General features: G+C 58.7%; 19 protein-coding genes. 3 read left to right on the top strand and 16 right to left on the bottom strand.

Features of this window, described 5'->3' with window-relative positions:
- The first annotated feature begins 321 nt into the window (after nt 1–321).
- Nucleotides 322–1326 carry a zinc-dependent alcohol dehydrogenase family protein gene (locus QEZ49_RS06275; RefSeq protein WP_280385216.1) on the top strand — a complete coding sequence of 335 codons (1005 nt, stop codon included), beginning with the start codon at nt 322–324 and terminating at the stop codon, nt 1324–1326.
- Nucleotides 1327–1415: 89 nt separating this feature from the next.
- Here the strand turns inward: QEZ49_RS06275 and QEZ49_RS06270 are convergent, their stop codons facing one another.
- The 16 genes from QEZ49_RS06270 to QEZ49_RS06195 all read right to left on the bottom strand — a co-directional run bounded on the left by QEZ49_RS06270 (nt 1416) and on the right by QEZ49_RS06195 (nt 21479).
- Nucleotides 1416–5237, bottom strand: a complete 3822-nt coding sequence (locus QEZ49_RS06270) for an autotransporter domain-containing protein (RefSeq protein ID WP_280385214.1) — start codon at nt 5235–5237, stop codon at nt 1416–1418.
- 386 nt (nt 5238–5623) lie between these two features.
- Nucleotides 5624–6634, bottom strand: a complete 1011-nt coding sequence (locus tag QEZ49_RS06265) for an AraC family transcriptional regulator (protein ID WP_280385213.1) — start codon at nt 6632–6634, stop codon at nt 5624–5626.
- Nucleotides 6635–7153: 519 nt separating this feature from the next.
- Entirely contained in the window at nt 7154–7879 is a 726-nt protein-coding gene (locus QEZ49_RS06260; protein ID WP_280385211.1) for a class I SAM-dependent methyltransferase, read from the bottom strand.
- Entirely contained in the window at nt 7879–8688 is an 810-nt protein-coding gene (locus QEZ49_RS06255; RefSeq protein WP_280385209.1) for a TylF/MycF/NovP-related O-methyltransferase, read from the bottom strand. Before QEZ49_RS06255 ends, QEZ49_RS06260 begins: the two co-directional genes overlap by 1 nt.
- Entirely contained in the window at nt 8675–9658 is a 984-nt protein-coding gene (locus tag QEZ49_RS06250; RefSeq protein WP_280385207.1) for a glycosyltransferase, read from the bottom strand. The genes QEZ49_RS06255 and QEZ49_RS06250 overlap by 14 nt, the downstream gene beginning before the upstream one ends.
- Nucleotides 9655–9990 (bottom strand): GtrA family protein, encoded by a 336-nt coding sequence (locus tag QEZ49_RS06245; protein WP_280385205.1) that lies wholly within the window; start codon nt 9988–9990, stop codon nt 9655–9657. The genes QEZ49_RS06250 and QEZ49_RS06245 overlap by 4 nt, the downstream gene beginning before the upstream one ends.
- A gap of 20 nt (nt 9991–10010) precedes the next feature.
- Entirely contained in the window at nt 10011–10739 is a 729-nt protein-coding gene (locus QEZ49_RS06240) for a class I SAM-dependent methyltransferase (protein WP_280385204.1), read from the bottom strand.
- A 54-nt stretch (nt 10740–10793) separates the two neighbouring features.
- The gene (locus tag QEZ49_RS06235; RefSeq protein ID WP_280385202.1) at nt 10794–12368 is read right to left on the bottom strand and encodes a hypothetical protein; all 1575 of its coding nucleotides are present in this window, start codon (nt 12366–12368) and stop codon (nt 10794–10796) included.
- 116 nt (nt 12369–12484) lie between these two features.
- Entirely contained in the window at nt 12485–13390 is a 906-nt protein-coding gene (locus QEZ49_RS06230) for an NAD-dependent epimerase/dehydratase family protein (RefSeq protein WP_280385201.1), read from the bottom strand.
- The gene (locus tag QEZ49_RS06225; RefSeq protein ID WP_280385199.1) at nt 13387–14307 is read right to left on the bottom strand and encodes a transketolase C-terminal domain-containing protein; all 921 of its coding nucleotides are present in this window, start codon (nt 14305–14307) and stop codon (nt 13387–13389) included. The genes QEZ49_RS06230 and QEZ49_RS06225 overlap by 4 nt, the downstream gene beginning before the upstream one ends.
- Nucleotides 14307–15104, bottom strand: a complete 798-nt coding sequence (locus tag QEZ49_RS06220; protein WP_280385197.1) for a transketolase — start codon at nt 15102–15104, stop codon at nt 14307–14309. Before QEZ49_RS06220 ends, QEZ49_RS06225 begins: the two co-directional genes overlap by 1 nt.
- A 7-nt stretch (nt 15105–15111) precedes the next feature.
- Complete coding sequence (gene rfbG, locus QEZ49_RS06215) at nt 15112–16191, bottom strand: CDP-glucose 4,6-dehydratase (protein WP_280385195.1); 1080 nt, start codon at nt 16189–16191, stop codon at nt 15112–15114.
- Nucleotides 16188–16955: a glucose-1-phosphate cytidylyltransferase gene (gene rfbF / locus QEZ49_RS06210; protein WP_280385193.1), complete on the bottom strand. Its 768-nt coding sequence runs from the start codon at nt 16953–16955 to the stop codon at nt 16188–16190. The genes rfbG and rfbF overlap by 4 nt, the downstream gene beginning before the upstream one ends.
- A 351-nt stretch (nt 16956–17306) precedes the next feature.
- Nucleotides 17307–19793 carry a TonB-dependent receptor gene (locus QEZ49_RS06205; protein WP_280385191.1) on the bottom strand — a complete coding sequence of 829 codons (2487 nt, stop codon included), beginning with the start codon at nt 19791–19793 and terminating at the stop codon, nt 17307–17309.
- A 113-nt stretch (nt 19794–19906) separates the two neighbouring features.
- Nucleotides 19907–20863, bottom strand: a complete 957-nt coding sequence (locus tag QEZ49_RS06200) for a FecR family protein (RefSeq protein WP_280385190.1) — start codon at nt 20861–20863, stop codon at nt 19907–19909.
- A gap of 85 nt (nt 20864–20948) precedes the next feature.
- Nucleotides 20949–21479, bottom strand: a complete 531-nt coding sequence (locus QEZ49_RS06195; protein WP_280385188.1) for an RNA polymerase sigma factor — start codon at nt 21477–21479, stop codon at nt 20949–20951.
- Nucleotides 21480–22127: 648 nt separating this feature from the next.
- On the opposite strand from QEZ49_RS06195, the gene ssuD reads away from it, so the two are divergent.
- Nucleotides 22128–23315 carry an FMNH2-dependent alkanesulfonate monooxygenase gene (ssuD, locus tag QEZ49_RS06190; protein WP_280385187.1) on the top strand — a complete coding sequence of 396 codons (1188 nt, stop codon included), beginning with the start codon at nt 22128–22130 and terminating at the stop codon, nt 23313–23315.
- A complete protein-coding gene (locus QEZ49_RS06185; protein ID WP_280385185.1) occupies nt 23312–24757 on the top strand; it encodes an FAD-dependent oxidoreductase in 1446 nt (481 codons plus the stop codon). The genes ssuD and QEZ49_RS06185 overlap by 4 nt, the downstream gene beginning before the upstream one ends.
- Nucleotides 24758–24777: the final 20 nt, after the last annotated feature.

Raw genomic sequence — 24777 nt, 5'->3', positions numbered from 1 at the left:
GGCACCGTGACGTTGGTACGGCATCCCCGTGCAGGATGACCCGAGCGCTATCCGCGCTAGAGTGCTCGTGCCAGCACGACGAGAAAATGCAGCAGCATTGCCTCGGCCTCTCTCCCAGGCTGCATTTAAAGATGCCCACAAAACCAAGATTAGAGGGTCCGCATGGATAAGTTCTCGAAGGCCTGCTTGGTTCGGATTTGCCGATAACGGAGGATATGGCAGGGTCGAGTTGCCGGAAACGTCACTCTATCAAAGTGACGTAGACACTCGCACGCTAAAGAGAGTCCCTAGTATCAGCTGTATTTGAGCAAAGGTGAGAGCATGACCGACACTATGAAGGCAATCGTCCTCGGTAAGTTCGGTGGCTACGACGCCTTCGAGATGCGCGATGTTTCTGTTCCGCCTGTCGGGCCCAGGCAAGTCCGCGTGCGCGTCCACGCGACGGCCATCAATCCGCTGGATTATCAGATCCGTCGTGGTGACTACGTCGACTACGTGCCACTTCCCGCCATCATCGGTCACGATATTTCCGGCGTCGTGGAGGACAAGGGGGCGAACGTAACCGAGGTAGACGTAGGCGATGAGGTTTATTACACGCCCAAAATCTTCGGCGGTCCCGGCTCATATGCGGAGCAGCACATCGCCGATGTCGAACTGGTCGCCCGCAAACCGCACAACATCAGCCATCTGGAGGCCGCCAGCCTGACGCTGGTTGGAGGCACAGTCTGGGAAGCTTTGGTGACCCGCGCCCAGCTTGCGGTTCACGAGACCATTCTGATCCACGGTGGTGCCGGCGGTGTGGGCACGATAGCGATCCAACTTGCCAAGGCGATAGGCGCCCGGGTCATCACCACGGCGCGCGCTAGCAACCATGAATTTGTGCGCTCACTCGGAGCGGATGACGCAATCGATCACACATCGGATGATTACGTCTCAGCCGTTGCCGAGCTGACCAGGGGGCAAGGTGTGAATGTCGTGTTCGATACCATCGGCGGCGATGCCCTGACGAAAAGCCCGCTCGCTCTGGCGGATGCCGGACGGGTAGTCAGCATCGTCGACATCGCGCGGCCACAGAACCTGATCGAGGCTTGGGGCAAGAACGCTGCTTACCATTTTGTGTTCACCCGCCAGAACCGCGGCAAACTCGATGCGCTGACCAACCTTGTCGAGCGCGGCCTGATCAAGCCGGTGATCGGCGCGGTGCTACCTCTAGCTCGCATCGGCGACGCGCATGAATTGCTCGAAGGCGGAAGCTCCCGTGGGCTTCGAGGTAAAGTGGCGATCGATGTTGTCGGCCAGACTGTCGAACTTCCTACGCGGCGATAGATACATCGCCGAACGGTATAGGGATCGCCCGATGTCGCAATCGGGACGGCATGCGCCGTCCCATTCGTTTCATCGAACCCATCGAAAGCTCAGAACTTCCAGTTGAAGTGGCCACGCAGACCATTGTCGGTGAAGTCGCCTGAGTACTGTCCCATGTAGGAGAGGCCAAGCGTCATATCTTCGGCGAGAATGGCATCGGCGCCCACTTCGAACAGCGCGCTGTTCTGCGCCACCGGCACACCGCCTATGCCCATGCCGATACCGGTCGAAGCGAACGCGAGAGCCTGCACCGGCGTCACATCCCCGAATGCGTACTGCCAGGCAAGCGAGGCATGCGGGATCACTGTCGTTCCGCCCCACACCATTGTCGTACCGGCGCGCGCACCAAGCGTGCCATAGCCAAGATCCATGCTCTGGCGACTGCTCGTGAGGCCAGCTACAGGACCGCTCTCCGTGAACCCGCCCGTGCCGACATGTACGTAGGCGAGACCCGCAAACGGTTCGATCACGCCGCCATGAACAAAGACCGGATAGGCGAGTTCGGCGAACAACTGACCGACGTCGCCATCGTAGCTTGCGCTCTCACCTTCGATGAAGCCGGGGAAGGCAACTGTGCGCGAAGTATCGATGCTGTTCCATGTCCATGTACCACCAGAGCGGAACGCGAAGTCGCCGATCCCGCCGCCGGCGTAGCCGCCGAGAACGTAACTGTCGATGTCGGCCGAGCTGAACCGCCCGGCACCGGTGCTGAGGCTGGTGTTGAGATAGCCCGTTGCCAGACCTGCGCGCCAGCCTCCACCAACGTCGCCGTCTGCACCCAGCACGAAGCCACCGAGATTGCGATCAGTAGTTGCGGCATTGTTGTTCGAGTCATACTGGCCCCACGCACCGAATGCGCGGCTCCAGAACGCGACATCCCGGCCGGCCCCCGGAGCCACCCGTTGCGCACCATCATATCCGGCCCCCAGCGACATGCGCGAAGAGGTGTCGATCGTGGCGACGTTCGTCGGGGCCGCTGCTGCGAGCACGATCGGTTGGCCGCCACCCGCACCGGCACCCCCGTAATACGACTGGATCAGGCGGCCGGTGATCGCCTCGCGCACATAGCGGCTATCGTCCGCCAATGCGGAACCGACCGAAGCGTGGATCTCACCCGACAGCGCGTTGAACGCCTGCTGCGCATCCGCGATGCTGCCGCCAACAACTGCCGAAAAGAGCGGATTGTCTTTCGGGAACTGGTCCAGCGCCTTTGCGACGGCGATCTCGTTCGGTGTTCCAGCAGCCGATGTCAGCGATTTGTAGCCGTCGATCAGCAGGTAGACATTGTTGAAATCATAATCGAGGCTGTAGAGAACGAACGCTGACGTTGTCTCAACGCCCTCAAATGTTCCGGTCACGCCGAAGTCGGCAGTGAGGATCGCGTATTTCAATAGGCTGGGAACACCGCTGACGAGAACTGTGCCGCCGTTGAGCGTCATGTATCCGTTGCCATACAGCAGGTCTGACTGCGCGCCATTCACCTCAACCGCGAACTTCGAACCGACCTCGAACACACCGTCACCGGCCACCGTCAACGTACCGATGGAATTGCCCGGTGCGACGGTGCCTCCCGATTGTACTTCGAGCGCACCGATCCAATCGCTGCCGCCAAGCGTACCGGTACCACTTACGATGGCCTGAGTGTTACCCATGTTGCCATTGATGTAGGCCGTGCCGCCTGTGACATTCATCGTGCCGCCGAAGGCATTGTTGTTAGCGGTGAAATTCGTATTGCCCGCGAGCACGTTGATTTCAGAGTTGGCGCTGCCGCCACCCGAGATCACTGGCGAAAAATTCATGCTGCCGGTGTGATTGAAGACGATCGCGCCATTGCCTGCGCCGAACGCGACGGTTGGCGCACTGAGTGTTCCCGCGGCAACTGCAGGATCACCTGCTTTCGCGCCGAAGATCAGCGTACCAGTTGAGCCCGCGTCCTGCGCCAGTTGCACGGTTCCTGGTGTCGTGGCGCTGCCGCCCGTTGCAAGCGTAAGAACACCAGTGCTGCCGGCATCTCTGCCTATAGCGATGTTGGGTGCAGTGGCCTGCGCTCCGTTGCTGACCGTGACGGAGCCATCCGCGCCACTATAGACGCCAATATTTAAGGTCGCGAAAGAGGCGCTGAATAGCGCCGAGTCCGTCACGGTAACATCCAATGCGCCATAGTAGCCGATGTAGGCACCGTAGTCGGCGTTGAAATGGGTTCCGGCACCACTCACGAGCATGGTGCTGCCGCCATCCCCACCGCCGCCATAAAGATAGTCGGTCGTTACGCTAGCGCTGTCGGTGATGTTGAGTGCACCCGTGCCGCTGTGCCACTCAATGTAATTGTCGACCACAACCTGTGTCCCAGCGCCGGAAATGTTTACGGTGCCATTTCCGCCGCCATCATAGCCCAGATACAGATAGCCCATGTAATTGGTGGCATCGAACTTCATTCCGCCGGTGATATTGAGTGTGCCGGTGCCGCCGTAGCCAGCGTAGAATGTACTGCTGGCGTCCCAAACGGTCGATGCGCCGGAAATATTCAGCGTGCCTACACCCCCTGTCTGGCTGCCAATATAGACTGTGCCTGAATCGACGAATGCACCGTCAGTCACGTTCATTATGCCAGTGCCGGCCCTGCCAACGGTCAGGTCTCCGCCAACGTCTAACGTTGAGTCCGTCCCGCTCACATTCACCGTTCCGGGGGCCGCAAGAGTATTCCATCCCAGAGTCATCGCCTGCGAGGTAACGACGGAACCTCCGTTCTCAATGTTAAGCGTGCCGGTTGAGGGGCCGAAGCCGACCTGAAAGTCGGCGCCTGTGTTCGTCCACGTGGACCCGACGCCAGATACGGTTGCTACGCCTTTGCCGGTGCCGCCAGGAGCTGCACCCACACCTGCTGTGGTGCTCGTTAGCGTGGCTCCGTCGAGAATGTTGAGTGTTCCATCGCCTCGCGTACCCGAGATAACTGACGTCGCGGTGACCGCCGTACCCGGTCCGGTAAAGTTGACGATACCCACACCGGTAGCCGTTGTTCCAATCGAGAAGCTACCGGTAAACGTGGCCGTCGCACCGGCGGATAGATTGAACGTGCCGTTGCCGGATTGACCGATAACGGTCGCGCCCGAAGATGAAACACTCGATCCGGTCCCGGTCACATTCAGTAGACCTGTCGATCCCGTGTTTGAAGCAACGGTCAAGCCACCGTTACCGACAGCGAGGTCCGCGCCATTTTCAACGGTAACGGTTCCGGAGCCTAGGTTTCCGACACGCATACTGAAGGCCGACCAGCTCACATTGTCGATCGTCGCAGTTCCGACGCCCGTGGCGGCATCACCGATGATTACGTTTGCTGCCGGCAACGTATTCAGCGTGGCGCCATTGCTCACTGTCAGCGTGCCTGTGCCCGCACCACCTATCGTGAAGCTGCTGGTGATGTTCCATTCCGCCCGTGAGCCGGAGAGCGTGGCCGTACCCGTCGAGCCTGCTTGCGCACCCAAAATGGTAAGCGCCGAGTAGTTGTAAGAGCCCGTCGTATCGTCAATCGATGAGAACGTACCAATGCCCGCATCGCCGATGGTGAAGTTGGCACCCGGTCCACCAAATGCGCCGCCTGCGCTGACGGTCACCGTGCCATTGCCCGATGCCGATGTGCCCAGAACTGCAGAGTTGACCTGAAACGTGCCGCTGATCACGTTGAGCGCGCCGGTTCCCGTCGTGCCGACAAGCAAATCATCAGACGGATTCATACTGAAAGGTGGCGAGTTCTCAGTTGTTCCATTGATCACCACATCGGCTGCGTGCCCGTCCGGCGAAACGCTCAAAATCGCTGTGATGGCGAGTGCGCTGGAGCACATACTGAAGATGCGGCGTTGCAGGGCGCTGCGCATGCTTGAATCCTATTTTTGCGAAGTGAGACGGGTGCTACGCTCAAAGGACGCGCCAGGCTGTTAAATGAGCCGACTCTGAATGACGCCACAGACGGTAAGCCGTTTAGACGAACGACCGCGTCGCCCGAAAATCACGTCAGGCGCCAATCCGCGGAGAGCAAGGACCGGTCAGGTCCGCTCAAATTCTGGCAATACACAGCATTCAAAAAGGCGTGATTCTCGGGGGTGCGATATCGCACAAACGAAAAAGGCTGTCGCCATCGCGCAATCGGGAAAAAAATATATCGCTGCCGGCGCGCTCAGCAGTCGCGAGGTGCCGCAACAGCGACAAACCCAGCATGCCGCCAGGCGCTATTCGCGTCCGTTCATGTCGAACGTCGAACGCACTATGAGCGTAATCGTTTAGCTATAGCTTGCTTCAAGGCCGTTGACGGAAGCTCGCCGTACCTCTGCTTGTACATGCGGGCGAACTCCCCAAGATTGGCAAAATATTCGCCCGCTATCGTCGTTAGGTTTTCGCCCTCGCGCGCAGCAAGAATATGATTGCGAACCGCTTCCAGCCGGCGCTGCGCGACCCACTGCATTGGCGTACAATCGAAAGCCGCGCGAAAGGCATACTGCAAACTCCGACGCGAAAGCCCCGTTATCGACTCCAGCTCGGTCAATGTAATCGTGCTGGTAAGATTGGCATCGATGTATTCGCAGGCCAGACGAAGGACAGCCCGGGGTGCGCCAGCATCCGGCGCTGATGCGGAGAACGCATCGAAATTCAAAAGCAGAGCGACAACCCGAATAATGGCGTCGTCGAGAGCGGCTCTCGCAATGAGATGCTCATCACCTTCAAACAGATCCATGGTCGCCGCCAGGCTGTCAATCACACGGCAGAAATCAACGCCGGTGCGGGGAAGCTTGACAGGACAGGGCCTTGAGAACGAGAACGCCGAACCACGCGCAAGCGGCCTGCCGCCAAGCATCACTTGCGTGACGCGGTCGAATTCGGCTCGATCAACATCTATTCCTATGACGGAGCGAGCGGTCGAACGCGCCGAACATCCCCCAGGCGGCAAATACAATGCGCCCTGATCCGTTCCCCACTCGAAAGTTCGGCCGTCGTGCTGCGTGGTTGTAAATCCATGCAAAGGAACCATAAGCAGCCCGCTGGGAGCGCCTTGCGCTTCGACGTGAAATGCCGATGAAGCCAGCGCCACCAGCCTCACACTCCGCGTTTTGATGACTGCCGTCTGGGCGCGAAAAGAACCATCGGCTTCGGCAGAGCGGTGCTTCATCTCCAGCGAGCCCATCCCTGCCAATGCCTCAGACATGCTGTCGGCATCGCGGAATTTAGCAGCTCTGGTATGACCAAAAGCAAGGCGAGGGAGATCTTCGTAGGATTTCATCGCCACCATCCAAGGTTTCTCGCACCCTCAGAAGGCAGTACAGAGACGACCCCGCCGGGCGAGCCCTATTATACAGGCTCGCGCGCGATGTACATGATGTTCTTTGAACTGATCAGCAACTGATCGTCCTGAGTGACTCAGCTCACGCATGCCGCGAAATCGCGAGCGATCGACTGGCATCCTTAGCGGACTTTGACCGGGAAACATCCAGCCGAGCGGCACAATTTTAGCATCGTCCCGCGTGCGCAATCTGATTTACGTCATTGTCCCGGTGCGCCTGGCATCCAATGACGTACCAATCACAACAGTTAGAAGTTTGGGTTTAAGTTTGCGCGGCTGACCAGCCGTAAACACCGCCGCGCGCCGTCAGCAAGCTGAATATGCTTCTGATTATAGGCGCTCTACCGAGGCGTCACTTAGCCGTCACAGCGCACCACCTCCGGTAGCGACAGCGGTGGGTGGGTATCCGCCTTCCGGATCTGAACGCCGACATCATCCGATCAGTATGGGACTGCGCAGCTATGCATGCGCTCGAAGGAAATGAGACTGGCCCATCCAATTGGCAACCGGGGTATCCTCCCAGCGCCGCTCCAGCCAAAGGCTTGGTCCCGTCACAAAACGCGGCAATCCCGGCAATAGAAAATCGGCAGTTGCAATCTCGACCTTCCCCCATCCGGCGTTGGCAACGAGATCCCGCAGCTCGTCTGACAGAAACGCCATTTCCTGTGGTTCCAAGTGCGCCAGACGGCGCCCTAAGGATGTTCCGAACAGGAAACGGCATATCGGATTATTCAAATTGGGCTCAATGAAAGCCATCCCGCCATCGTCAGCTACAAGTTCTCGCAGCCGGCGAAGCACCTGAGGCAATTGCGGGATCAGATGATGCAGCACCCCGTTGCCGAAAAACAGATCCGTTCGCTGCAGCGCTGGCAGACCATCCGACAGTACATCCAGAACCCGGAACTCGAGATTGGGCAGAGCATATCGGCTCTTGGCTTCTGATATGAATTTCTCCGATAGATCGATCGCAAGAATCTGACAGTCGCCGCAGGCTCGCGCCACGTCAAAAGCCATCTCTCCTGTGCCGCAGCCCAGCTCAATAGCATGGCGCGCCCCGCCATCGCGAAGCTGCTTAGCGAACCAATCCGAGCGCCGTTGCGCTCTCAGGACAGAGGTGCCCCGTTTCGGAAAGATCTGATTAAAGCCCCGTTCGTCTTGTACGAACATTGACGCGCGCTTCTGCATCAGTCGCCAATCCGAGCCCATGAACAATACGGCTGGTGGGGATGGCGGCGCAGCGCGAGATTGTTGAGGCCGAACACCTCCAGCGCAGCCAGCGTCTCCCCGGGGAAGTGCGGACAGTTCATTTCATCGAAGACAACAATCGATCCCTTCACGAGACGCGGTTTGATCGCTTCCAGAACATCGCGGGTGGGCTGGAAGACATCCATATCGAGAATGGCAAGCGAAACGACAACATGCGGATTGGCTTCGATCCACGCAGGAACCGTCACCGACGCATCGCCTCTGACCAGATGGTAGCGCGTAATGTGCGATAACGGAGCGTTGGCCTCATGCAGACCAAGCAGACTCTCAAGCTGCTCTTCATACCGTTCTGGAACAGCATAATCGCCCTGATCGGAGAACGTGCCATCCTTTGCAACGACGGTCGAGAAGCCCTCGAATGTATCGAAGCCGTATATATGGCGTGAATGATTGTAGGGTTCGTATATGCCGCGAAGGTTGGTCAATAGGGCGGTGGTCGCGCCGTACTGGACACCGAACTCGCAGATCACACCAGGCACAGAGACGATGCTCCGGTAAATCTCATCGAGATAAAGGATACGCGAGAGCGCCTGCCGCTTGAGATATGCGTTGGCATGGTAAGCCCACTGCGGACCCGTTGAAAATCCATGCTGCTGAAACATCTCGCGCAGGCTTTCGTCGATATCCGACTCGCTGCCCGACCGCTGAATGAACTCTCCATTGGTCTTGATGACGGCGGTGTTTTGCGCGGCGGTGCTCAGGTTCGACAGCTTGTCATCGTTGGCCATTGGAAAGGTCCTTTGTCGTTTCTTTTTCCGTTGGGAAGTTTAGGCGGGTTCGTTCGAAGACCAATGGTTTACGACGCACCTGACCGTATATGGCAAGGATGTATTCACCGATAAGTCCGGTAACAAACAGCTGTACACCACCAAAGAAAAACACCGCCGTAATAAGCGTGGCTATGCCTGGCGGTGCAAACTCGCGATACATGATGAGGCTCGCGGCGAAAATCGCAACGGCATAAAGAATTGCGAGAGCAGCGATGAAGAAGCCGGTGAAAAGTACGATGCGAATGGGGGCCGACGTGAACGTAATCAAGCCGTTCATGCCCTGATCGATCAGCCGCAACAGCGAATTCTTCGAAATTCCTCGCTTGCGCGCCACCCATCGATAGGGAACGCCCACCGCATTGTATCCGATTTCGAACGTCATCATACGCATGAACGGATACGCGTCATCGATCTGTCGCATGGCATCCACTACCCGCTTGTCGACGAGTTGAAAATCGCCAACGCCGGGGGGAACCCCCATCTGCGAAACGCCGGTAAGAAGCCGGTAGTAGGCGCCGCGTACATTGCGCATGATCCAGGACTCCTCGCGGGTCGCCCGGATACCAAAAACCACCTCAGTGCCCTGTTCCCAGTGCTTTATGAATTGAGGGATCAGTTCCGGCGGGTCCTGCAAATCGGCCACCATGCACAGCAGAACCGCATCACCCGAAGATGCCATCACGCCATTGTAGTTCGATCGCAGCGGACCGAAGTTGCGTGTGTTGACGATCACTTTCACATCTGGATCGGCAGCCGCGATTTCCTGCAGTATCTCGGCGGTTCTGTCAGTCGAGGCATTGTCACAAAAAATGTGTTCGCGGCGGTATCCCGGCAACTTGTCTGCGAACAGCGCCTTGATGACCTCATAGCACTCGCGGATGTTCAACTCCTCGTTGAAGCACGGGGTAACGATGGAAATCGTCTTCATCCTGTCCGCCTAAATACGATCAGTTCGTTGCCCAAGAACGACAGCACGGCGATCACCGGAGCAGCAACGATTTGCCCAATCAGAGGATCCTGCCCAAAACTGACGACCATAGAGATCAGGCCTGCGTTTATCATTCCCAGCACCGCATAGACCGTCGCGAATGGAATGAGCGTCCCCAGCCCTGTGGAGTTGAAAACCAGGCGCCCCATCGTAGCGTGGGAGAACAGCACGCAGATCGGAACGGCGATAAAGCCCGCCAGCAGATAGTCGGAGAGAAGCCATTGCAAGGTGGCGAACACGATCAAGGCCACAATCGTGTTCAACAAGCCCACAACTAGGAATCGAGCCAGTATCAACTGTGCTTTCTACCCACGCAGACATATGTCCCACAACCAATCGCGCGCAGAACCGGCAGCCGTTCGACCAGCGGTTCCACAAACCCCAACACTCGCGCAACGCTATCGGAGCAGAAATAGGGGACAAGCCCCGAATAGTCGCGCCGAACGATTTCAAGCCCCTGGTCGCGTAGCCACCTGTCGATCCGGGCAGGCGGAAACGAACGCTCTCCGTGCTCGATATGATAGCTTGATGTCTTCTCGATCAGCTTCAATGCAGGATTGTAGCCGTTGGGCTCCAGCACGAGAACCGTACGCGCGACGCGGGCGGCCTCGGCCACAGCGCGCTCAGGCTCGTCCATGTGGTGGAGTACACCGCGCAAGTGCGCAATGTCGAAACTCTGATCTGGAAATGGCAGCCGATAGGCGCTTTCGGCAGCGAACTGGATATTGCGATCGCCGACACGCTTGTCAGCTGCAGCGATGGCGTTGGCTGCCGGATCAATCCCAACAATGCGCTTCGGGTGCGTTTGATCATACAGCACGACCGTAGCGGCACCGTCACCGCAGCCGATATCAATCACGTCAGCACCGGAAAAATCCAGCGCTTCTGCTACTGCACGCGATTGGCGAGCCACAGCGACAATGTTTGAGAGTTGAGTACCCTGCGTATAGACATAGGAACCTAGGGTTTCTACATCACGATCAAATGGCACTTCTTCGCGTGTATCTGACGAACGAGACATAGAAGCCCAATCTCGAGAGATCTGCTCTCGAAAATAACTATTTCACTCCCTGCACTACTGCGCGCGATCGACAGGTGCATATAATATCACTTGTCTGCCATAGAGCGGATGAAGCGCTGTGGCAACGATCTTATAATCTTTATCAAGGTCAGATCCGAGTGATGTCACGAAGGCTGCGGTAAACGTTCGGGGCGCATCGCTTCGCACGATCCAGGCCTGCTTGCGATCATCCGGATTCAGTTGCGCAACCGCTGCCGACGCAAGGCGCTCGGAGAAGTCGTAGCCGTTGACCAGCCACGGAAAATACGGCGCCCGCCCCCCCAAGACCAACGCTGCCCCGGGCAGTTCACCCGAAAAATCCAGCACTACACTTCCGGGCGAAAATCCCGCCGCTGCAGCTTGGCGGCGAAGGTTTTCAATAAAATCTCGGGTGGGCGCATCCACCCGCAACAACCCGCCACCGACGGGCACGGAATGTTCTTGCGAATTCAATCCAGCATGAATCCGATAGGGCGATCTGTCGGCGGCGTACAGCGCAGCGAACGCAAAGAACGTGGCAAGCAGAGCCACCGCCATGGTGCGCCAATCGCGTCCGCCAAAGCACAGGTAAGCTGTCATAATAGCCGCGCATAACGGCAGAGAGACGTAGAAGCTGCTTTGAAACAACAGAGTGTTGCCGGTTCCAAACGCACAGATCCATGGCAGCATGTGTCCCAGCGAAACAATAGCCAGCAGCCGCCAGTCCGGCCTGGTCGGCGCCCACGCGAGACAATTGGCGACTGCCGCCAGGCTCACCGTCATGGCGATGGCCCCTTGGCCGACGCCGTATGCGGGAAGCCGCGACACCAATACGCTGACGGCCGCTACGGCAGCCACGACGCCACATATTTTTGCCTTTTGTGGAGGCAGCCTGAAACTTGCGACTGCCGCGGCCAGCGCAACATAGTAGCCAACTGGCCCAACCGCACCCTGGATAAATCCCCCTCCCGCCGCCGGCGTTGCGCCGAACACCTCGATATAGGAGCGCGCCTGCTCAATCGCGAGCGGCGCATCAAGGAACGTCCCAGCTGCCAGCAGAAAAAGCGCTACGCAACAAATCGTGCTTTGAGCAACATGCAACAAAGCGTGCCGCGTAAAGCCGCGCAGGATCAGCACACCGCAACCATAGACAAGTGCGAAGCCGACGGCAGTTGTCGGCTTGCCTGCAAAGGCCAGCAACCCTGCGGCACCGATCGCGAGAGCTGAAAGCCAGTCGGAATATTTATTGTAGATGAGGACAAGCCCGGTCAACAGCAGAAATGCCGCCGGCAACGGAAGCCAATTGTAAGAGGGGGTCGGAAGCCAAACGAAATAGTAAGTCACCGTAGTGCCAGCGCACGCCAGCGCAAGCAGCCAACCACCGCATTTGTCTGCCAAGGAATTTGTCCTGCTCCGGGCAGTGACGGCGAGGGAGAAACCGGCGGCAAACAGCATTAGGGCAAGCAATCCGAACCTTCGCAGAGCAGCGGGGTCGGAATCGAAAAGCCGATATACCGGTGAAAGAAAATGCCCAAACGCTGAGCCAGCGATCAGATAGGATGCGGGCTGATCAATCCAGAGAAAATAGTAGGACTCATCGGTCAGATCCAAGCCCTTATCCAGGCCGATATAAAGATATGACAGCGCTGAAATGCATGCTGCCATCAACGCACAGCAAAACAGCAGCCATGCCGAATTTCTGCTCACACCAAATCGTTCAGCTGCATTCATTCTGATCTCGTCAGGTTGGCAACAAGCTCTTGAACGATATCGATGGCCTTCCGCTCCGGCACATATCCGATTTGTTCCGCTGCGTGATAACGGGACCAGTAGTGCGTGCGTCCGGTGGATGCGATATCCTGACTCTCAACGCTCCAACGAAGCCCCAGCGCACGTAACGATTCCAGCAAGTCAAACTTGCTCACCGGTGCCAATGAATAGGTATCGACAGCCACGTTGACGACCGGGCGTTCAGACGCCAACTCTATAAGCGTTGCAAGTTCCAAAGTGCTGATATAGTCGCGCACAACATTCTGATTGTTGGTGCGCATGACCTGCCCGGTTCGGATAGAATTCACGATATCGCACACCAGATAGCGTGTGCCGAGGTCCAGGAACTCGCTCACAAACCCGAAAATCCGGATATCAAGAATCCGCCGCTCCGGCTGAGCACGATGTCGAAGTTCCGCCGCGAGCTTGGACGCACCGTACCAATCTGACGGGCGCAGCAGGTTTAGCGGGACAGTTGCAAGCGTTGTCTCGGACGCGGGCCCGGACTCGAGCGGGCCGTATATCGCACCACTGGACATATACACGGTCAGGCAGCCGGGATTGGCCTGCGCGACCACGTCGACAAGATCCTCAATAGCCAGCGTCAGCCGATAGAACTCAGGCCCGGCGTTACTCGCGACAGCCGGATCACCAATGCCAATCGCGTTTATGATCACGTCGACGTCATGCGCACCCAGTTCATCCAGCGTGTGATGCTGGACATGCTTGGCAGCAAACAGCGCGCGCGTAACCTCGGGACGACGAGAATAGAGCGATAGAGCAACATTCTGCTGGCCTATGTAAAAATCGGCCAGCGCCTTTCCGATGTGGCCCGTGGCCCCGAGTATGGCGACACGCCTCACTGGCCAAGCATTTCGGAGGCGACCGCAGCGGCAGCATCAGCATCGATGCCGAAGGAGTGGCGCAGGAACTCCGTGCTGCCAACCTGCTTGGGATAGGTCAATCCGATTGCAATATCGCGATAGGCACGGGAGGTGCCCTCTTCCATGAGCAATCGCCTGAGGCCCAGCTCGAGCGGTCCGCCGACATAACCCTCAAATATGGACAGCACCGGCACAGCTCCCGGCAAGCACCGCTTCAATCCTGGTGCCGGGAAAGGTGCCAACACCGGAACACTGACGACACATGCCGAGATCCCGCGCTCGGCGAGCAGCGTGCGCGCATCAAGCGCCGTTGTTACGGCCGGCCCAGTTCCGACGATGCAGATGTCGCTTCCATCAGCGACACGGTGCGCGGCTTCGTCGAACTTCGAGAACTGCGGCACATCGAACGGGCGCCCGGATTCGCGAGAAACACGAATGTATGTGGGGCCCGGACTTGCAAGCGTCAGGCGGTGAACTTCCGCAAGCTCTGCGGCATTTGCCGGGCTGAGCACGCGCATCCCTGGCAATGTTGCCAGCAGAGCCGCATCCTCGAGTGAATGATGCGATGGCCCCAGCGATCCGTACGACAGACCAGCACCAACGCCTACGATGATGACTGGCCTTTTATGATAGCAGACGTCGTTGCGGATCTGCTCATAGCATCTGGCTGTTACGAAAGGGGCGATCGAATAGACATAAGGCACGTAGCCCGTATCAGCTAGCGCAGCAGCCATCGTCATCATGTTCTGCTCGGCAACGCCGGCGTTGATGAACCTGTCGCCAAGGGCGCATTGCAAAGGTTCGACAACCGAGAAACCCAGGTCGCCTGTCATAAACAGCGAGTCCAGATCCGATTTGCAATGGGTGAGGATCAGATCAACCAAGGCTTCGCGCATTATTCGAATTCCTTGCGGTCGTCACCGGTCGCGGGGCGATAATGGGAGGCGACGGTGTTTTCGATACGCGCAATGCCCTTGCCTTTGACCGTATCGGCCAGAACAATTTTAGGTGCGTCAGTCACCATGAGGCTGGAGGTCAAGGCATCGGAATCATGACCGTCGCAGCCTTTCACGTCCCATCGGAAGCTAGACCATTTCGCCCCAAACGGCTCAAGATCCAGAACCTCAGCCGTTGTCCCAATGCTTTGGATTTTGTTGTAATCGACCACTGCAGTCAGGTTGGACAGCTTGTGATGTCCCGCAAAAAGCGCTGCTTCCCAGACCGAGCCCTCGTCGCATTCGCCATCGGAAAGCAGACAGAAAACCCTGCCGGAGTGCCGGCGCAGACGTTGCCCGAGGGCGAGCCCGGTTGCATAACCCAGACCGTGCCCCAGAGAGCCGGTTGAAAAATCAATCGCCGGCACATCGCCTGTTCGCGTCACGTGTCCCCAAAGGGAGGTGCCGTTAGAAAGGTACACCTCGATATGACGGTCCTCGATCATCCCCCAAGCATGCAGCACAGCATAGTAGGCCATCGCCGCATGACCCTTGGAAACGACAATGCGATCACGGGTTGGGCTATGTACTGTGTCAGGGCGCAGATTGCTGGTAGCCACCATGGCGTCGAGAATTTCAACGCAGCTCAAGGAAGAGCCCAGATGCGCCGATTTGGCGGCATATGACATCTCGACAATGGTATGCCGAATCTTTCTGCAACGGCTTTCCGTAGAGCCAGATTGATTGCGATAGAGCATCATTGCCTCAGAGAATTGTCGCTTGGGCGGCCAGAATGTCCTCAATCTGGCGGCGCGAGACTTCAGCCATGTCATCGCCGCGCAGATAGGCCTTGTACCATTCCGCCGTAAGCTCAAGCGTCCGATCAAACGTAATCGCAGGATGCCAACCCAGACGGACAGCCGCCTTGGTGCTGTCCACCTGCAGCGTGTTTGTTTCTTTCGGCTGTACGACGTCCGTGATCTGCACTGGCAGTCGAGCTCCCCAGCAGTCGGCAAGCCGAGACACGAACTCGCCCACACTGACCGTTTGCGCGGCCGGAGGTCCGAAGTTCCAGGCGTTTTCAGTCGTGCGCCGATCCATTACCGCTTCCGCTAGACGCAGATAGCCGAGCAGCGGCTCGAGTACGTGCTGCCATGGCCGTGTCGCAAAAGGATAACGCAGCACCAATGGTGCTTCCGATTCGATGGCCCGGACCAGATCCGGCACCAATCGATCCTGGGAAAAGTCACCGCCGCCGACGACATTGCCCGCTCGCGCGCTGACAGCAACGCACCCTTTGCCCGAACCGTCCAGGCCATACGCCTGCCGGTAAGTTGAGACGACGAACTCGGCACATGCCTTGCTGCCGGAATAAGGGTCAGCGCCTCCGAGCGGGTCGTTTTCCCGATAGCCGAACGCCCAGTTCTGGTCGGCATAAACTTTGTCACTGGTGATGATGATGGCCGCCCGGACAGTCGCCGAGTGTCGTGCCGCCTCAAGGCAATTGACCGTGCCCATGACATTGACGCCGTACGTTTCTATCGGAGCGAGCAGCCCGGCTCGAACCAACGGCTGCGCGGCCATATGAAATACGACGTCAGGCGCGAAGCGGTCGAAGGCAGCCGACAACGATTCTGAATCGCGAATATCGTTTCGGAAGTCATCGGTCAGGTACTGACCCACCCCCGCAAGATCGAAGTGAGAAGGCTGTGTCGGGATCCTGTCGGAGTAGCCCGCGACGTGCGCACCTAGCCTGTGTAGCAGCAGACAAAGCCAACTACCCTTGAAGCCGGTATGGCCGGTAACGAGAACGCGCCGGCCTGCCCAGGCGCTTGGGCGCTTCACCACATTTTCCATTTGGCTGCGTTGCTATCCCATAGCTCCTCAAGGAATTGCTTGTCGCGCAGCGTATCCATCGGATGCCAAAAACCTTCATGACGATAGGCACGGAGCTGGTCGTCCCGTGCAAGGGCTTCCATCGGCGCACGTTCCCAGATAGTCGCGTCCCCATCTATCCTGGACAGAACATCGCGCGACAGCACGAAAAAGCCACCGTTGATCCAGCCACCGTCCGCATGCGGCTTCTCCTCAAAGGCAGTGACTTTGTCGTTCTCAAGATGCAACGCGCCGAAGCGCCGCGCAGGACGTACAGCCGTGACGGTCGCCTGACGGCCGTGGTTTCGATGAAACTTCAGTACGTCGGGAATGTTCACGTCGGCAACACCGTCACCGTAAGTCAATCCAAACGTGTCATCGCGAAGATACTTCTCAACGCGGCCCAAGCGACCGCCAGTCTGAGTCTGCTCGCCCGTATCCACAAGGGTTACTTTCCACGGCTCCGACAATTGCCGGTGGATTTCCGTAGCGCCGCTCGACAAGTCAACAGTAACGTCGGCTTGATGGAGAAAGTAATTGTGGAAATATTCCTTGATTAGATACCCTTTGTAGCCGAGGCAGATGATGAAGTCATTGAAGCCCCAATGACTATAAATCTTCATGATGTGCCAGATGATCGGCCGCCCACCAATCTCGACCATGGGCTTCGGCCGCTTGTCTGTTTCTTCGGCCAGGCGTGTCCCCATGCCTCCAGCCAGAATAACAATCTGCACGGCATCAACCTCTGCGTTAGTGATTGCTGTGAGCTAGTATGTGCAAAGCGCTATATGCGTGAATTGTTAGAGCCGCGCAACACTGGTTCCCCGGTGTGGATAAGCTACCAACCGCGTCGCTCCCTCCACCAATTCCGCGCTGGAACTGCCCTCACCTGCCGCAACGTTTTGCCAACCCATTGGAAAGCCGTACCTTGAGTCCGGGAAGGCGTCCCGCGGGCGTTTGAAAGCACGCGCGTAGCCGCCAAGTGCGTTTCCTCCGCTACATCGAGCGAAGGCGCACAAAAAACTGGCACTGCAGCGATGCAGTGCCAGCCTCGACTGCCTGTTTCTCACCGACGAGAGTACACCTCAGAAGCGCGCGGTTGCGCTCACTCGGGCCGTGCGGCCGGGCGACGGCACCGAAGCGGTCGTCAGCGGATCGAAATAATAAAGATCCGTGATGTTTTCGATGCTTCCGTCGATCCTGAAGTGTTCGTTCACTTCATAGCTGCCAAAAACATCGTAGGCGACGAACGGGTCCCAGATCTGCTTGAAGCGGTTGGAGGTCGACTCCAGATAGCGCTCGCCCGCGAAGAATATGCGACCACCGAGTGTCAGCTTCTGGTCCAGTACACGCGTACCGACAGTGATGGTTCCCGTATGCTTAGGCGGAACATACGGCGATCCGTAATCGCTATCGGGCTCGCGGCCGTCGCATTTGGCGTCGGAAATGCAGTATGCGATTTTCGTGTAACGGGTGAGAGCCACATCCGCGAAAACTATTCCGGCATCGTACGAACCTGAGATTTCAAAGCCGTCAAACTCCGCTGTCTTGGCGTTGCTGAACCACAGACCGCCTGCCTGGCGCTGTATGCGCAGAATGTAATCGTCATAGGTGTTGTTGAAATACAGAGCCTTCAACCGCACGCGATCGTTTTCAGTGAGCAGTTTCTCACTCACGTAATTGACGCCGAGTTCATACGTTTTTGCGGTTTCCGGACGCAAGTTCGGATTTGGAAATACCGACTCTCGATACATCGTTTCGCGCAGGCTCGGCGGTCGCCAACCCTCGGAATATTTGCCGAACAGCTGCACGCCATCGAACGGCGCGATGGTGATTGCCGCGTTGGGGTTAAATCGATCGCCCGTTTTCGGCGACAGGATCGGATTTGGTCCCTTGGACTCCATTGCGAACGTGTCGTAGCGCCCGCCGCCCTGCAACTTCAGCCATTCGAGCGGCGACCACATCGCATTGAGATAGCCGCTGTGCATGCTGCGCTCGCCAACAACCATGGTCGTGGTTCCGGTCGGGCGCAATTGGAGGGCAGCATCTTCGTTGAGATAATCCCAGCCATACTTCAGCGATAGGTCGCCAACCGGCACATCCAGTTCCGAAGTATTGCTGACGCTGTAGCCGTGCGTGAAAACGGCGCCGTCACCCTGTACGCCCTTGAAGTCATCGACCTGATCCGACGCCCACGCACGGGCAACAAAGTTGATGAGCTTTGAGTCCGATGGATTGTATGTGAACTTCGATGTGTAGGTATCGACATTCACTTCGTTCGGCCCGTACTCCATCTTCAGCCAACCGAACGCCGTCAGCATATCGGCGCTCTCTTCACCGTAGCGGCTGTTGTAGTTCATATAGCTGAGCTCTACGGATGCACTTTCCGTCAGGTTGAGCTTGCCTTTCACCAGCGACGATTCCGAACTCTGGCTGGTGTTGAACACTTCCTCGCCGGGGAAGTAGGTCAACGCCCACGGACTGGGAACGAAGCGGACAGAGTTGTTCTTGTCATTCTTGCCCGCGAAGTAATTTCCTTGCTCGCGACGCGACAACGCGGCGACGATTTCAACCCTGTCCGTCATGATACCAGCAGCAATGCTGCCAAAGCTGTTGTCCAGCGATGGACGATCCGGGGAATCCATGCCCGGCACCATGGAATACAGGGTTGGAACCACAGTGTTGCTGCCCATTCCACCGCGCAGGCGCAGACCAACGGTGTTGCCGTCGCGCACGACGTCGCCGGCATTTATGGTACGCATGTTGACCGAACCGCCCATCGCGCCAGGCATGCTGCCGGGGCCCTTCTCAATGTCGACCCCACCAATCATTTCCGGATCAACGAACGTTCGGCTGTCGTAGCCGGCATAACCCGTAGCGACAGAACTTTGCTGCACGGCTCCGTCAACCATGGTTGCGACACGCCCTTGCCCCTGCATGCCGCGAATGTTCACATCGATTTTCGAACCGTTTCTGTTGCCGCGCGCAAGAACGCCGGTCGTGTTCTTGAACATATCGCCGGTGCTTGTTGGCGGAACGCGGTTGATCTGCTCCTGTGAAATGAACGCTGCCGATCCGGCCGTGATATACGGCGCCTCTTCCGCTGCCGCCCAACTGCTGCCTGCTCCGCCCGAGACATCAATCGTATCAAGAGCTATCGCGCCGTCGACCGTGGCTCCGGCGTCAGCGGCGCTGTTCGGGTCAACAAGGGTGACCGACGTGGCGCCCGTAAATCTGTAGCTGTAACCGGTGCCCGCCAGCAGTTTGTCGAGCGCCTGACGTGCGGTGAGATTACCGCTCACAGCGCCGCTCTGAATGCCCGATGCGATCACGCCGCCGGAAACAATATTGACGCCTGACGCAGCCGAGAATGCGACGATGGCATTGGCCAGCGGCTGGGCCGGAATGGAAAATGCAATCGTATTCTGGGCCGCTTGACTGCTCGCCTGCGTTTGCTGTGCGGCCACCTCAGCCGAAATGGCAATGCCTCCGACGAGCGCCGTTGTCCCCACCAAGGCCGCGCTAAAACGCTGTGCCCGCGCGCTGCTGCGCGTGAACTTCCCCCACGCCATACTCAATCAACTCCAACGCATTACTAACTGCGCATCTACTTCGCGCTACACATCCGAGACGAGTGGGAAATGCGGATTCTTGATTCGTAGCGTAGATTTTTTTGGCAGGGCGATCAGCGCGCGTGCAGCAGGGTAAGCAGCGGCGTGACGCTGGTGACCGACAACGGCAGCGCGTCCTGAAGCTGGTTCAACGCGCCATCGACATCGGAAAGGTTGACGATCAACGTCACCGGATGCGCCGCCAGCGCCGAATTCATCACCACCACGCGCCCACGCCGCCAGCGGTTCAGCGCCTCGACCACACGGTCCAGCCTCGTATTCACGAACACCAGCCGGCCTTCCCGCCAGGCCAGTTCAACCGCTGGATCTATCGCGTGCGGTGGCGATATTGCCCCGCCGGGCGTGAATGTGGTCTGTCTGCCAGCATCGACGCGCATATCGCGCCCCGCCGATGTAGCGATGCGAACTGCATGCTCCGTCACCGTCACGAGCACGCCATCGGTTCCGTCGGCGACCGAGAATGCCGTGCCCAGCGCGGTGACGCTGCCGCCTTCGGCCTCGACGACAAACGGGCGCCCCGGAACAGCGGCAACCTTGAAAAACGCTTCGCCCCGATGAAGCACAATGCGCCGGGTCTGCGCGTCGTCATCGATGGAAAGGGCGGTGTCGGTGGACAGCTCCGCGATGCTGCCATCCGGCAACGTAACGGCGAGGCGCTCGCCAACTCCGGTGCGATAATCGGCGAACGGATGGCTGCGATAGAGCCCCCAGACACCTCCGCCAATCAGCAACGCCACCACGCCTTTGCCTACCGTCCGGCGGGTTACAGCCTTGCGGCGTCGACGCTGGGCTTCCGGCAGCCCTGCCAGACCGCTCCAAAGATCTTCGATCTGCTGAAACGCCTTGCCATGCGCGGCGTCGCGATCAAGCCAAGCATTGAACTCGTTCCGGTCGGCAGCAGTCACGCGGTCAGCCCGCAGGCGGTTGAACCATAGAATGGCCTCCCGCTGCAGGGGATCGAGCCCCGCCTCAAGTTCTGGATCGAACCAGCTCGGCTTGCGCTTTGTCATCGGTGCTCCCGGGGCATGACACGCGCGACAGTCTCGCCCCTCCACTCACAAGACGATTGGCGCTTCAGGTTATTTGATTGCGGGATCAGATTTTCTCGCCGTGCCCGTTGCCACGCGCATGATCGATGCAACGCTGCAACAGAACCATCACACGCGTCATCTGGCTGAATGCCGTGTTGGGCGAAATGCCAAGCCGTTTGCCGATGGCCGCGAACGTCATTCCATCCAGGCGCGCGAAAAACACAAAGCGCACAGCGGCCGGCACTTCGTTCAGCGCGCTTTCTATGATGGCGATCTCCTGCCGGGAAATGACGAGGCGCTCCGCCGAGGGCGCATCATCCGCCACGATGGCCAGCGCGGCATCGCTATCCTGCACGGCCGGCAGATAACGCTGCCGACGGGCCCAGTCGACCGACAGGTTCGCAGCCGTGCGGAAAAGATAGGCCTGCGCATTCTTGACGCTGGCTTCGGCCTGCGCGCGCAACAGACGCAAAAACGCCTCCTGCGTAAGATCGGCCGCCAGCTCCGGCGATGCGCCGCGGCGGCACAGATAACCCTGCAGCTCCTTGTGATGCAGGCGGAACAGCGCCGCGATATCGATCGTTGCCCCGGTCATTGATCCGCTCCGCGTATCGGCGAGCCAAGGCGCTGCCGCTGAACGGGAAAATGCCGATGGGGCTTATGGTACAAAGACAGCAACAGTACTTCCCCACACTGACACGCGAATACCGACGTAAGCGCCGCCCAAAAGCTGGCGCCCAGAACTCTCAGCAGAATTCCCCAGAGTGATACGGCTCGCCATTTTTCCCGGCAATCCCGCTAGTTTAGAGCCGCTTCAGGGTTGCCGGCCGGCGCGCTCGGAAACATTACTACAATCGTAGACTTAGCATTTGAAATCGCAGGGTTTTGCGCCACTTGCAGTACGACTGCAGGTTGCGCCACCGCGGAAGTGCGCGACCGCTGAATGCGCCGAACGCGTGACAATAGCGCCACGCATTAAGCCCTGAGATGAATGGCTACGCTTCCATTCCGGCCCAACAGCGGATGCAGCCGGGACCGTCGCCAGCGCTCGCCTCGCCCCGCGCCCGTTATCATCGAGGCGCATATAGACATATCAAGTTCTTATTTAGCGACCGCACAACGCGGGTGTTACCTGCTTTACCGATGCGGACGAATTTCTGAACAGATCGCCCCCCATTGCCGGCGCGCCATTCTGGCTGTCCGCACGCCTGCGCAGCGACAAAGCTCAAGCGGACCAAGCACCATGACGGCCAACATCCCCGAAAAGATCAACGTCCTCTGGTTCATTCCCACGTTCGGCGACAACCGCTATCTGGGTTCCAGCGTCGGATCGCGACAGGCGGATCTGCCATACCTCACTCAGGTTGCGCAGGCTGCTGATACGCTTGGTTACTATGGCGCTCTGCTGCCGACAGGTAGAGCCTGCGAAGACAGCTGGATCATTGCGTCGGCCCTGGCGCCACTCACCAAGCAGCTCAAGCTGCTGGTAGCTGTGCGGCCGGGACTGCAATCGCCCACCGTCGCTGCGCGCATGACGGCTACACTTGATCGCGTCTCCAACGGACGCCTGCTCGTCAACGTCGTGACCGGCGGCGACCCGGTGGAGAACCGCGGCGATGGATTGTTTGTCGATCACAAGGAGCGTTACACGCTCACGCGCGAATTTCTTGACGTCTATCGCGCCGTGCTATCGGGCGAATCCGTCAACTACAACGGCCAGTTTGTGCAGGTTGAAGACGCGCGCCTGACATATCCGCCCGTTCAGTCGCCCTACCCGCCACTGTATTTCGGCGGCTCATCGGATGCCGCGCACGACGTGGCAGCGAAATCCATCGACAAGTATCTGACGTGGGGCGAACCCCCTGTCGACGTCGCTGCCAAAATCGCCGGCGTGAAGGCCGCCGCAGAAGCCCAGGGACGCCGCATCACGTTCGGCATCCGACTGCACGTGATCGTGCGCGAAACCAATGAAGAAGCTTGGCGCGCAGCCGACAAGCTCATCGAACATCTGGATGATGACGCAATCGACGCCGCGCAGAAGGTTTTTGCGCGCATGGACTCGGTCGGTCAGAACCGCATGACGCGGCTGCATGGTGGCCGGCGCGACAAGCTGGAAGTCAGCCCCAACCTGTGGGCCGGTGTTGGGCTTGTCCGCGGCGGCGCCGGAACAGCGTTGGTAGGCGATCCAGATACCGTTGCAGCGCGCATTGATGAATACCGGCGCCTCGGCATCGATAGCTTCATCCTGTCTGGCTATCCGCACCTTGAGGAGGCCTACCGCGTCGCTGAACTACTGCTGCCGAAATTGCCGCTTGCACATGGCGCGCGGTCGGATGCGCAGGTCGTGAACATGGGGCCGTTTGGCGAAGCCATTGCCGCAACGGACAGCACAAACAACCGCTCCAGCATCTCAGCAGTTTCCGCCGGATGAGTACGCCCACAGACGACAGGCTTTATAAGCCATCGGTGGCTATCGTTGGCGGCGGCCTGACGGGCGCTGCCATCGCATACCACCTCGCGAACAGCGCTGTGCCTGCAAATATTGCCGTGTTCGAACCGCGCCCGGAGATTGGTCGCGGCCTTGCGTACGGCACAACCGATCCTGCGCATCGCATCAATGTTCCGGCCTCGAAGATGAGCCTGCTGCCCAGTGATGAAAAGCATTTCATCAACTGGATCGCGGCCAACGATGCCACCGCTGACGATCCCGATGCGCTGGCGCCCGATGGACATCGTTACATCCGCCGCGCATTGTTCGGGCGCTATGTGACCGCGCACCTGCAACCGCATCTGGACACCGGACGCATCGAGCACGTCCGCGCCGCCGTCGACGACATTACCCGCGTATCACCGCATCGCTGGCGCATCACCACCGCTGACGGGGCGTCGCATCATGCTGACGTTGTCGTATTGGCAACGACGCATCCGCCGCCCGGCATTCCAAGGGAACTGCGCGAAGGCGTTGGCGACGATGCACGCCTGATACGCGACGCAACTTTGCCTGGCGTTCTTGATGCCATAGCGCCAACAGCGCGCGTCGTTATCGTCGGCACCGGCCTGACAATGGCCGACGTGGTCGCCTCGCTGGATCAGCGCGGCCATCGTGGTCCTATATATGCCTTCTCACGCCGTGGGCTTACATCGCGCGGGCATGCACCATCTCCGTTCGAGCCTTTCGGCGATTTCACCGGCTCGGCAACATCTGCGCGCGCGCTGCTGCGTTCGGTGCGCGAAACCATCGCGCGTGCAAAAAGTCAGAACGTCCCCTGGCAACCCGTTATCGATGCTGTACGCGCCCAGGCCTGGACGTTCTGGCCCAAACTGTCCATCGTAGAGCGCAAACGCATCGTTGACCGTCTGCGTCCGTTCTGGGATGTGCATCGCTTTCGCATCGCGCCGCAACTTAAAGCCCTGCTGGATCGCCGTCAGGCTGACGGCACGCTAACACTCAAGGCCGCATCTCTCGTCGACGCCAGAGCATTCCCGGACAGACTTGAGATCAAGGTACGTCCACGCGCAGCATCGGTTCTTGAAACGGTAAAGACCGATCATCTCATCCTGACAACCGGCCCAGCACACGACGCGATACTGGCAACGCAGCCACATCTTGCCTCCCTTGCCCGCCAAGGATTGATCGCAGCCGACGCACTCGGACTTGGCATCGCCTGCGATCGGCAGGGGCATGCACGCACCGCCGCTGGTCTATCGCATAGCGATCTGTTTATTGCCGGTCCGCTGGCCCGTGCCGAATTTGGCGAACTGATGGGGCTTCCGCAGGTAACGACCTATGCGGAACTGATTGCAGGCGAAGTGGCAGCCACACTAGCGCGCTACAGTGCGCCTCAAGACGACAAGCTCGTCAGCGCTCAGTGATTGTTGCGCAATCCTCAAGC

This window comes from Hyphomicrobium sp. D-2 (assembly GCF_029872155.1).
Taxonomy (GTDB): domain Bacteria; phylum Pseudomonadota; class Alphaproteobacteria; order Rhizobiales; family Hyphomicrobiaceae; genus Hyphomicrobium_A.
The sequence above is the reverse complement of the archived record's forward strand: the minus strand, read 5'-3'. Positions and strand labels throughout refer to the sequence as shown.